This window comes from Pseudoalteromonas sp. TB41, assembly GCF_000497975.1.
GTDB lineage: Bacteria > Pseudomonadota > Gammaproteobacteria > Enterobacterales > Alteromonadaceae > Pseudoalteromonas > Pseudoalteromonas tetraodonis.
The window spans coordinates 55,661-67,345 of record NZ_AUTH01000104.1 but is presented as its reverse complement, the minus strand read 5'-3'; the positions used below and the strand labels follow the sequence as shown (position 1 = coordinate 67,345).

The following is an 11,685-nucleotide window of genomic DNA, read 5'->3' as shown; positions in this document are numbered from 1 at the left end:
AAAACCATTAAGGCTATTTAATGCAGTCATCATTACACATCAAAGATTGTCAGCTTTATCGTCAAGGCGAGCTGTTACTAAGCTTAAACGAGCAAGTAAATGGCGGCGAAATACTCACCATTATGGGGCCATCGGGCAGTGGCAAGTCAAGCTTATTAAATTGGCTTACAGGCTGTTTGCCCAAAGACTTTAGGGCACAAGGCGAAGTATGGCTAAATGATCAAAATATAGATAACACCCCCCCGCATTTACGCCATATTGGGGTGCTCTACCAAGACGCTTTATTGTTTTCGCATTTAACAGTGGCAGGAAATATTGCCTTTGCTATGCCCAAAGGCAATAAAAAGCAGCGTCTTGAAAAAATAGACCACGCCCTAGAACAAGTTGGCTTAACAGGATTGGCAGCCCGCCATCCCGACAGTCTATCTGGTGGGCAGCAAGCGCGTGTTGCACTGCTACGCATGTTGCTCAGCGAACCTAAAGCTATTTTACTCGACGAGCCTTTTAGTAAACTCGACACCCAATTGCGTGTTGATACCCGCGCACTGGTGTTTAGTCAAATACACGAGCATAAATTGCCTGCCATTATGGTTACACACGACCACAGTGACGCCGAGGCAACAGCTGGCAAAGTGATTAGTTTAGGCACTGATGCTTAAAACCTGACTCATATTCAAGGCAATACGTATGTTAGATAAATTTGTTACCCCCATTATAAAGCCACTACTAACACCGGTTGTTATGCTCATTAATAAAAGCGGCATTACAGCTAATCAACTCACTGTTTTTGGTTTTTTAGTGGGTATGTTTGCCGTGCCTTTACTTGCCTTTGAAATGTGGTATGGCGCATTAATCGCCATTGCGTTGAATAGAATTTTAGATGGACTGGATGGCGCATTAGCCCGCTATGCTAATCAAAGTTCTAGCGCGGGTGGGTTTTTAGATATTACTCTCGACTTTTTATTTTACGCAGCGATTCCACTGGGCTTTATTTTGGCTAATCCAGCACAAAATGCCATTGCAGGTGCTATTTTACTGGCTACTTTTATAGGTACCGGTTCCAGCTTTTTGGCCTTTGCGATTGCCGCTGAAAAATTTAAACTCGACAAACCACAATTTAAATATAAAAGTTTTTACTACTTAAATGGCTTAACCGAAGGCACAGAAACCATTGCCTTATTTGTTGCCTTTTGTATTTGGCCGCAGCACTTTGCCATAATGGCCAGCTTATTTGCTGCAGCTTGCGCCATAACGATTTTCACCCGTATTTATGGCGGTTATCACACATTAAAACAACAAGAAGCTAATATCAGTAAAACGGAGGCTACCAATGGATAACGAATTATGGTGGCGGCTTGGATGTTTTGTAAGTATTTTAGTCATAATGATGCTGCTTGAGTGGCAAGCCCCTGCACGGCAATCGCCCATAAAAGCCACTAAACGTTGGGTTGCGAATTTTGGTCTTGTATTTACCTCTTCAGTGATTGCTCGGTTAGCGGTTCCTTTAGGGTTAACCGCCGCCGCGCTTTATAACCAAGAACATAGTATCGGTGTGTTTAATCATCTAACTATGCCTCTTTCAGTAGCAATTATACTTAGCCTGCTGTTACTAGATGTACTGATTTATTGGCAACACAGATTATTTCATAAAATTCCAATTTTATGGCGTTTACACCGTGTTCACCATGCTGATGCGCACGTAGATACAAGCACTGGGCTGCGCTTTCACCCTATTGAAATAGGTCTTAGCATATTGATAAAGCTTGCCGCCATAACTGCTCTTGGCGTGCCCGCCATTGCAGTACTTATATTTGAAATAACACTCAATGGGTTAGCACTGTTTAACCACGCAAATATTCGCTTGCCAAGCGCAATAGAAAAACCACTGCGCCTCATCCTTATCACCCAAGCGCTGCACCGCATACATCACAGCCAAAGCCCCGAAGAAACAAACAGTAACTTTGGGTTTAGTGTAACTTGGTGGGATAGACTTTTTGGCAGCTATAAATCACAGGCAAGCCAGCCTGATAAACGTATTGCACTTGGTTTGAGCCAATACCCAAACCCCGCACAAAATTCATCATTGTGGCAATTGTTAATAATGCCATTTAAAAAATAGCAATACGGCTAATGAAAACGCCCATGTACACCTTTTAAACCTTTATTTATAACATTACTTGGGCGTTTAACCGTTCCTGTTAACAAAAACACCCTGTTAAAAGTAAATCAATTGTAAATTATTTAAACAAATTCTTGACCCAGTTAAAAATCCCCCATATTATTTGTAAGCGCTTACATTTATCACACATAAAAATGTAAGCGCTTACAAAAATGAAAAAATCAACAAATACACTATATTCTGACAATAATCAGTTGAACGGGGTTCAGTTATGAACATTGAAACAACACGCATTACTCGCCTTTTGGCTGCTATTTCATTAGCATCTCTGGCGGGTTGTGGTGGTGACGCAGCAACCACTACTACAGATATTGAAAAAGTAAACCCTACTGAACCAGTCTCTGACTGGCGTATGGTATGGAACGATGAGTTTGACAGCACTAGTATTGATACTAACAAGTGGAACTTTGAATTAAACTGCGCTGGCGGTGGTAACAACGAGAAACAATGTTACACCGACAGTGAAGAAAACGCCTTTATTAAAGACGGTGTACTAAACATAGTCGCCTTACCTGCAGAAGAAGGCGCAGAAAAACCATACACATCAGCCCGTTTAAACACCCGTTACAACGCAGACTTTACTTATGGCCGCTTTGAAATGCGTGCAAAGTTGCCTTCGGGTCAAGGTAGCTGGCCAGCTTTTTGGATGATGCCAACCGATGAAGAATATGGTACTTGGCCGCGCTCTGGCGAAATTGATATTTTAGAAGCGGTAAATTTAAAAACAGTTGCTGAAGATGGCACCGTTGAAGCTAATATTCATGGCACACTTCACTATGGCCGTGAATGGCCAAATAACTCAAGTTCAGGTAAAGCGTATACATTCCCTGAAGGGATGAATCCTGCAGACGATTTTCATACTTACGCAATTGAATGGCAAGAAGGCGAAATTCGCTGGTACGTAGATGGCTATTTATACGCCACTCAACGTCGCTCTGAAGTTCGTTACAATTCAAAAGATGAACCTGTTGGCTTAAAGCATAAAGGTTGGTTTGCTGAATACTTTGAACAAGGTAGCGGCGAGCTAACAACGCATTGGGATAATGCCCCATTTGATAAAGACTTTTACCTTATTTTAAACAATGCTGTTGGTGGTGATTGGCCTGAAAACGTAAATAACTTAGGCGTTGACGCTGCAGCATTTGCAGAAGGTCAAAGTTTTGAAATTGATTACGTGCGTGTTTACGAATGTGCCTCTAACCCAACCACAGGTAAAGGCTGTGAAACAGTACGCCCAGGTTACGATAGCCTAGAAGATGCACTTGTTGAAGGTAAAGCCCCTGTACCTACCCCGCCAAGTGATGGTGTTGCAAAGAATCTTGATATTTTTGATGGCAGCTTAAATGCCAACTGGATCGCATGGGATTGTTGCGGTGGAACAACACCAGAAACCATTACTGACGCTGACAAAGGCGACGTAATTAAGTTTAACATTAACGATAATAACGGGACTGTGCTTGGTTTCTCTACCCGCGGTGGTCACTTCCCTGATGATTTTACTGGCACTTCATCTCCATTTGATGCATCACCTCTACTTGATTTAAATGGTCGACTCACCTTTGATATGAAAGTAGTAACGCCACCAACATCTTCAACTACTTGGTTATTAAAAGCCGAAGCGGGTGATGGTGGTCCTAATACCGGCGATGTAGCCCTTAGCGATAGTAATGAAGGTGTTACTCCTGTTACTGGCCAATGGCAAACCTATACATTCCCACTTTCTTTACTACAAGAAAGAGGCTTAGATTTAAGTGCCATTGATGTATTAATGGTATTCCCAGCATGGCAAACAGGTGCAGGCGCTGAATATTTAATTACCAATGTTGCGATTGAAGGTGATTTACCTGGAAGCCCAGAAGTTGACCTATTCACAGACGGACAAAATCTAGATTGGCCAATGTGGGATTGTTGTGGCGGTTCAACACCAATTGAGGTAGTAGATGATGAAGAACACGGTTTAACCGCAGAGTTTAGCATTGGCGAAGCACCCACTGTAATGGGCTTTAATACTCGCACCTCAGCCGGTGGTAGTGGTAAACCATTTGATGCAACAAGTATTTTAGAAAATGGTGTACTACAGTTTGATGTAAAAGTAATGTCAAATCCAAATGATCCAGCAGCTGTTTGGACAATGAAGATTGAATCTAATGAAGGCGATACAGCGGTAGAGCTTCCATTAACCGATGCTGGCGATGCACCCGTTGCTGGTGAGTGGAAAACTTATACCTTTACATTCGCTGACTTAGCGGGCGCAGGTTTAGATGTTAGTGCCATTGATGTAGTGATGATATTCCCAGCATGGGGCACAGGTGAAGGTGCGGTTTACCGTGTTGATAACGCTAAAATGTACGATCCGAGTGCATCAGCAGGCGATGAAATCACTATTTTCCAAGATACAGCCGCAGATATGTGGAGTATTTGGGACTGTTGTGGTGGCTCTACACCGACTGAAGAAACTGACGATGCTGAACACGGCACAGTGGCTGAGTTTGTTATTGGTGCTACACCAACAGTAATGGGCTTTTTAGCTGACGAAGGTGTTTCTTTTGATGCATCAGCAATATTAGCAAATGGTGTTGTGCAATTTGAAATGAAAATGGTGACACCACCAAATGATCCTGACTCAGTGTGGACATTTAAAATTGAGTCAACAGGTGCAGCAACGGCGGTAGAGCTTCCTCTTGCACAAAGCGTTGAAGGTGAAGTACCGGTTATTGGGCAATGGCAAACATACACGTTTACAGTGCAATCATTATTTGATGCAGGTTTAGACATTAGCGATATCAATGTACTGATGGTTTTCCCAGCGTGGGGAACAGGTGAAGGTGCAGTTTATCGTATCGACAATGTGGTTATCGCTAACCCATAAACCCTAATTCAGTGGTAGGTACTAAATTAAAAGTACCTACTTACCGTAACAAATTAAGTAAAAGCAGAGCAATTATGAACACAAATAAGTTTAAAAAAAGCCCACTAGCGGCTTCTGTGTCACTTATCATCGCTGCAAGCACATTTAACTTCGCTTATGCTGCGCAAGAAAATACTGCCGAACCTGAACTAGAAGTTATTGAAGTAAAAGGTATTCGTGGTTCATTAATCCGTTCAATGGATGTAAAGCGTGACGCATCAGGCGTGGTTGATGCCATTTCTGCTGAAGAAATGGGTAAATTTCCAGATACTAATTTAGCTGAATCGCTACAACGTATTACGGGTGTATCGGTAAGTCGCTCAAACGGTGAAGGTAGCCAAATTACCGTACGTGGTTTTGGCCCATCGTTTAACCTTGTAACACTTAACGGCCGTCAAATGGCAGGCACCGGTTTTACGCGTTCATTTAACTTTGAGAACTTATCATCTGAAGGCGTTAGTTCACTTGAAGTTATGAAAACAGCGCGTGCGGATACACCAACAGGTGGCCTTGGTGCAACTGTAAATATTGTTACCGCTAAACCTCTACAAAAGCCGGGTCAGCGCTTTTCATTGATGGCTAAAGGCATTCACGATACATCGGTAGAAGAAGGTGATGAAGTAACACCTGAAATTGCAGGTATTTACAGCAATACTTTTGCTGACGAAATGTTTGGTTTTTCAGCTAACTTTTCATACCACCGCCGTGATTTTCAGCGCCAAGCAGCCAATGTACGCTCTTGGTTAGTCAACCCTAACCTATCGGTTGATGCTGAAAACATAATTGATAACCGCCCAATGGATGCAGATGGTAACCCAGCTAAGCAGTTTTTCGATCCAAATGCTGGGGATAATGGTGAGTTTGTATCTGCCGCTTTCTTCCCACAAGAAGTCAGCTTTTCAAAAGATGATATTCAGCGTGAACGTTTAAATGCGCAAGCCACTTTTCAGTTTGCACCAACAGATAACTTAACGTTTACACTAGATCATACAATCTCAAATGCAACAACAGGTAATAACTCACTATCGTGGGGTATTTGGAACGGTTCGTTTGGTGGTAATGGTAATGCCTATGAGCTAGATGAAAATGGCACCGCTATTTACTATAACTCAGCCGGTGATGATGCCTCATTCACGGCATTTCGTGAAACTGCCGAGGTAGACTCAAAAGCAACCGGTATCAATGTTGAATGGTTAGCAACAGAAAACCTTAGTTTTAACTTTGATGCCCATACTTCAAAAACCACAACAGATAATGGCAAAGATCCTGGCTTAAATTCTAATGCCCGTATTATTTTGGGCTCAGCAGAGTTATCTACTAAAGAATACTTTTTCCGCGAAGGCGATGTACCGGGTTTTAATATTAATTGGAACAACGGCACACAAGAAGTAAGTCCAAATCAAATTGGTTCTAACTTCAGTATTTTTACCAGAACACCAGGTGAGTCAGAAGTTTCTCAAGTACAATTAGACGGTAAATTATTTACTTATACAGATATTGGTCTTGAAACCGTTAAATTTGGTGCGGCTTACACTAAGCAAACACTCAGTGGTTGGGGCGGCTCTAATAACGCCAATGCACCTGGCTTTAACAACGGTACATTCGCTGAAATTTTCCCAGATGCGATGTTCGAAAGGATTGATTTAAGCGGATTCCTTGATGAATTTTCATTTGGTCCTAACGGCGTAGCGCCAGGTTATGCTTACACTTATGACCTTGATGAAGCATTTGCTCGTCAAAGTGCTTATTTGACCGAAGACGTAATTGGTAGTGATTATTACCGAATTGGTAGCTTTGATAACTTCCCAACTAACGAAGTAGAAGAAGAAACCATTAGTGTTTACCTTTCTAGCAACTGGGTATTTAACGTTAGCGACTACGACGTATTTGTAAACTTAGGTCTTCGTTATGAAGAAACTGATATTGTAAGCCCAGCAAAAAGTCGTGTAGCGGAACAAGTTTACTGGGCAGGCGGTTCAGAGTGGTTAACTCAATTTGCCGCTGGTGGCGAATTAGTTGAAGTAGACTATGAAGGACAATACGACTTACTACTTCCTATGATTGATATTAAAGTCGATCTTACGGATGACTTAGTAACCCGCGCATCATGGGGACAAACAATCACCAGACCAACTCTTGGCGATATGTTAGGTAACTTGGCTTTAACACCATCACCTAAATTAAATTCAAGAAGTGGTAGCCGTGGTAATCCAAACTTAGAGCCATTTAAATCAACTAATCTAGATTTAAGCCTTGAGTATTATTACAGCGAAGGCAGTTACGCTGCTGTCGGTCTATTTTGGAAAGACGTAGATAATTGGATTGATAACACCCAGGTAAAAACTACCTTTGAAGGTTTACATGATGTGTATTTAGGTGAGCGTTGGAACAATGCAGTGGCCGCCATTGAAGGTCGTGGAGATCAAGCAACTGACACTGCAATTTACAATGAAATTGTAGCTAATGGCGTAGGCATTGGTGAAAACAACCGTATATTACCAGATCCAGCGACTGATCCGCTGATTGAATGGACCATCAATTCACCTGAAAACGTTGGTTCACGTAAAGTAAACGGTTTTGAATTTGCTGTTCAGCACTTGTTTGGCGACTCAGGCTTTGGTGCAGGCTTTAATGCCACCGTTGTTGATGGTGATGTAGAGTACGATAACTACTACCTTGCCTCTCAAGCAGTATTAGCTGGTTTAAGTGATTCTGCAAACATACAAGGCTTTTACGAAAAAGATGGCTTATCGGTGAAAATTACCGGTGCATGGCGTGATGAGTACTTAATTGCGCAAGGTTTACCTGACTCAGGTGCTACGGCTCCTCCACAATACGCAGAAGAGTACTTACAGTGGGATATTAGTGTGAACTACGAAGTTAACGAAAGCACAACGGTATTCTTTGAAGGTGTGAACTTAACCAACGAAACCGAGCGTTCATTCAGTCGCTTCGAAAGTCAGTTCTTAAGCGCGGCTCAATACGGCCCTCGTTATGCCTTTGGCGTTAGATACTCTATGGGCAATTAATACATTGCCCAAATACAGTTTTTGATTACCCCTTATAGTTGAAAAGTCAAAGCCGCTCATTGAGCGGCTTTTTTTATAACTGTTTAATTTTTTCTAATAGCTTATCGGTTGTCCAATCAATATCGTTATAGGCAATATCGGGTTTATAATAATCGCCCTTTCCTCTTGCTCTATTCACATACACTTTATTAGGCACTATCACTTTACCTAAACCTGAGGGTAACTCAGCTAATCGAACATCCATATACAGTGAGTCAGCACTGCTTGGCGCGCCAAATAACTGAGTGTTTGAAAACTGCTTAAATACATCAATGGCATCAAGACACGCACTTGCACACTGTGGCGGCACAATAACAAAAACCTGTGTTTTAAAGTCACTCTCTGGCACCGTGCTATCGCTTTGGTTTGGTTTACTTTGCGGCTCTTCGATGTAAAATAGCTTATTATTTTCAAGTGACTGCGCCATACCTGCAGCTATTTCTTTAAATTCTTTTTGTGCTTTAGGTTGATCTTTCAACACTTCAATTAATGATTTAACATGGTTAGTATTATCTTTTGACGCTCTCCACCAAACCCGGCTATTTTGTGAGTAGCTATCCATTTTTTGTTCAACAACTTGCTCACCCCACAACGCTTTTGCAAGCGTTAAGCTCCAATAGGACGAGCCACCTTGGTTATGACGAAGATCTAAAATCACCGTTTTTGCACTGAGTAACTTAGAACGTTGACTCGCCACTTTATTATACAGGTCATTGTAATCCTTAGTTTGCTTATCATTATTTGCAAAACTGGGCATAGCAATCCACGCTATGTTTTGCGCAGGCCAAGTTAAATCGGTTGCAAGCTTATCCCCATTATAGGCATGTGTTAAATGCTTACTTACACTCTTTGGCTGAACAGACCAATCAAGGGCTTTACTGTAAGCTTGTCCATTGGTTTTAATAAATTGACATTCTTTTAGAGGTGTTAAAAATGGGTTGCCCTCATCAACGAGTAACCGCCAACCTTGCTGCCACCAATGCCCAGGTTGTGTAACCTGTCCATGAAACTTAAACACTCTTTGTCGCATTAAAGTTTCGGTACTGTGCCCATCGCAACCACTTATCACGTCGCCTTTATTTATATTATCTGTTTCACTGTAATACACTTTTAGTGCATCACCCCGCCAAACTGCACGAAAACCAGGCCAACGACGAGCAGGTCGTTCAACGCTTGAAAACACACCTGCATGACCATCTTGTAGCACAGTACTAAAACGCGCAATTGCCGCAACATGAACCTGCGGCCCGCTCGCTTTAGCAGACAGTGCAAGTGCTTCTGCTTTTGCTTGCTTTAATAGCTCAGGAAAGACTGGGTTGTTAACATCAAACATACCGGGGTGGTTTTTTGCCGAAATACTGTAAGCAGCTTCAATATCACGTTCAGTAACACTGCGCCATTGCTCTGGTGTTTGAGGAGTAACTGCTAATTCTGCCATGCTCAAGGTAGGCGTAATTAATAAAGCACTCAATAAAGTACGGCTAACTATTTTTGTTTTTATGTTCATGAAAATCCATTTTAAATTAGGTTATATAATTACTGTAAACTCATTTGGTGGAACTAAAAATACCTTAAATCAAATAAGTATCAGCAAATTATTTTTATAGCAGTAACTTAACAACATTAAAAGCAGCTAACAACGAGTAAGATTTAAAATGAACTGGCTTTAAATTTAGAGCAACACCTTACTTAGACGTTTGTTCAATTTTGGTTTGCAATAGTGTTATGCGAGCGTTGAGTTTTCTAAAGCTATACTGTGAATAGAAAAAGTTCAAAAAGAAAGCAGCAAAACCTGAACAAGCAAGCCCTATTAATGGGCTGAAATAAAACATTAACAACAAAACAATAACAGCCATCGCTATCGTAAGTCCCAAATAATGAGATGCACTAAATAACTTTCGGTTGTTTTTTTCAAGTTGAACTATGTGAGACTCTATATCCATTAAAATTTCCTTTTAACAAATCAACGTTAACTATCTTGAGCTTTAGATAGCTACATTAAGTAGCATCTAAAGAAGTCCATTCATTCCACTGCGCCTTAGTTAATCGATATAACTGTACGGTACGACCATGAAATTCATGAGTACTGTAGTCTGTAAAGCCAATTTTCTTTGCTACTTTTAATGACGCAATATGCTCAGGTTCAATAATAACAACGACTGATTGATGAGTAGTTTGCGTAAACACATACTTTAAAACACCTTTAGCCGCTTCGCAGGCTAATCCTTTATTCCAAAAATCGCCCGCTAATCGATACCCTAAATTAGGCTCTTCGTTACCCGCGACACTTTGTGGAGAAACACCACAAAACCCTATAAGTAGGTTACTGTTTTTATCTATTAGTGCCCATGGGCCCAAACCGTATGAACCGTAGCATTGTAAACACCACTTTATAAATTCACGAGTTGCAGCTTCATCGCACACACCACGAATTGAGTATTTCATCACCTCATCGTCACTAAGAATTTCACTTAATGCCGGCACATCATCAATTGAAAACTGCCGAATAAGCAACCTTTGGGTTTCACAAATGTTCACTCAAACCTCCTTGTAATCACAGCTAAAAAATTTCAACAAACAAGTGATTAAGGTTGTTATCTCAGTTATTTCGCTCTTTTTTATATTTCGAATGCCACAAAAAGTATCCAAATAATATGCCTACTAAAGGAAATATTATTAAAGATGAAATGATTCCATCAAAAAAATCTTGCTCACCTGTAAAGTACATAATTAATTGAAATAAAATAGCTGTAGGAATTCCCCAGCCTAGAACACCTTTTAGTAAAATAAAACGGAATTTAGCGTGGTTTATATTCATGAGCCTTCCTTGAGTTGTGGCGCCATATAATAAGCTGAAATAAATCATAGTCGTTAGTGAGTTGAGTCTCTAAATTATTGGAGGCGATTTAAATTAGTTTAAAATTACATTAACACTATTGAAAAAACACTTAACCAACTTAATTGGATACCATAAGAGATACGTTGATAGCTACCAGGGTTACTTTGTAGTTTTATTGCTTTAGCCATAGCAAACAGATAATAAACAGTAGCGATAACAGAAACAATTGAAAAAACACGAAAGTATAAAGGAGTAATTTCTGTGGTTGGACTGATCGCTATTAATATTGGTGCTAAAACGAGCGAAAGCAACATAATGAAACCAGCCCAAGAGTGAACCTTGCAATTAAAAGTTGGGTGTTTAGTAAATGGATCTGCATCCATAGGAAAATAACCTGCAACCCATGTACCAATACCATGCATTATGACTAACCAGCCAGCAATATTAACCAAAATAGATACATTAGATAGTTGTGTTAAATACCAGCCAAAAAAGCAAAATAAAAAACCTAATGGATAATTATTAATTAGCGGTGACAGTTTTTCAGTTGGGCTTCCCGTTGCACCTAATTCACTACAAAATTGTTTAGAATGACTGTAACCTTCATAAAACCGACTTGCTACATAAACACCAATGAATATCCATAATGTGGCTATTAACCCTGAATAAATCGCAATCGTTTCAAGCATCA

The 11,685-nt window shown here is 40.7% G+C and carries 9 protein-coding genes; 5 read left to right on the top strand and 4 right to left on the bottom strand.

Annotation, left to right across the window (positions count from 1 at the left end; translation table 11 throughout):
* Positions 1 to 20 precede the first annotated feature (20 nt).
* The 5 genes from L641_RS0118240 to L641_RS0118220 all read left to right on the top strand — a co-directional run bounded on the left by L641_RS0118240 (position 21) and on the right by L641_RS0118220 (position 8,116).
* Positions 21 to 659: an ATP-binding cassette domain-containing protein gene (locus L641_RS0118240; RefSeq protein ID WP_024602715.1), complete on the top strand. Its 639-nt coding sequence runs from the start codon at positions 21 to 23 to the stop codon at positions 657 to 659.
* A gap of 28 nt (positions 660 to 687) precedes the next feature.
* Positions 688 to 1,338, top strand: coding sequence for a CDP-alcohol phosphatidyltransferase family protein (locus L641_RS0118235; protein ID WP_024602714.1), 651 nt, complete (start codon positions 688 to 690; stop codon positions 1,336 to 1,338).
* Complete coding sequence (locus L641_RS0118230) at positions 1,331 to 2,119, top strand: sterol desaturase family protein (RefSeq protein WP_024602713.1); 789 nt, start codon at positions 1,331 to 1,333, stop codon at positions 2,117 to 2,119. Before L641_RS0118235 ends, L641_RS0118230 begins: the two co-directional genes overlap by 8 nt.
* A gap of 271 nt (positions 2,120 to 2,390) precedes the next feature.
* A complete protein-coding gene (locus tag L641_RS0118225) occupies positions 2,391 to 5,048 on the top strand; it encodes a glycoside hydrolase family 16 protein (protein ID WP_016900600.1) in 2,658 nt (885 codons plus the stop codon).
* Positions 5,049 to 5,122: 74 nt separating this feature from the next.
* Complete coding sequence (locus L641_RS0118220; RefSeq protein WP_024602712.1) at positions 5,123 to 8,116, top strand: TonB-dependent receptor; 2,994 nt, start codon at positions 5,123 to 5,125, stop codon at positions 8,114 to 8,116.
* Positions 8,117 to 8,189: 73 nt separating this feature from the next.
* Here the strand turns inward: L641_RS0118220 and L641_RS0118215 are convergent, their stop codons facing one another.
* The 4 genes from L641_RS0118215 to L641_RS0118195 all read right to left on the bottom strand — a co-directional run bounded on the left by L641_RS0118215 (position 8,190) and on the right by L641_RS0118195 (position 11,683).
* Complete coding sequence (locus L641_RS0118215) at positions 8,190 to 9,662, bottom strand: S41 family peptidase (protein WP_024602711.1); 1,473 nt, start codon at positions 9,660 to 9,662, stop codon at positions 8,190 to 8,192.
* Between the two features lie 491 nt (positions 9,663 to 10,153).
* Positions 10,154 to 10,693: a GNAT family N-acetyltransferase gene (locus L641_RS0118205; RefSeq protein WP_024602709.1), complete on the bottom strand. Its 540-nt coding sequence runs from the start codon at positions 10,691 to 10,693 to the stop codon at positions 10,154 to 10,156.
* Positions 10,694 to 10,754: 61 nt separating this feature from the next.
* Entirely contained in the window at positions 10,755 to 10,973 is a 219-nt protein-coding gene (locus tag L641_RS0118200) for a hypothetical protein (RefSeq protein ID WP_024602708.1), read from the bottom strand.
* Positions 10,974 to 11,077: 104 nt separating this feature from the next.
* Positions 11,078 to 11,683 carry a DUF998 domain-containing protein gene (locus L641_RS0118195; RefSeq protein WP_024602707.1) on the bottom strand — a complete coding sequence of 202 codons (606 nt, stop codon included), beginning with the start codon at positions 11,681 to 11,683 and terminating at the stop codon, positions 11,078 to 11,080.
* Positions 11,684 to 11,685 lie beyond the last annotated feature (2 nt).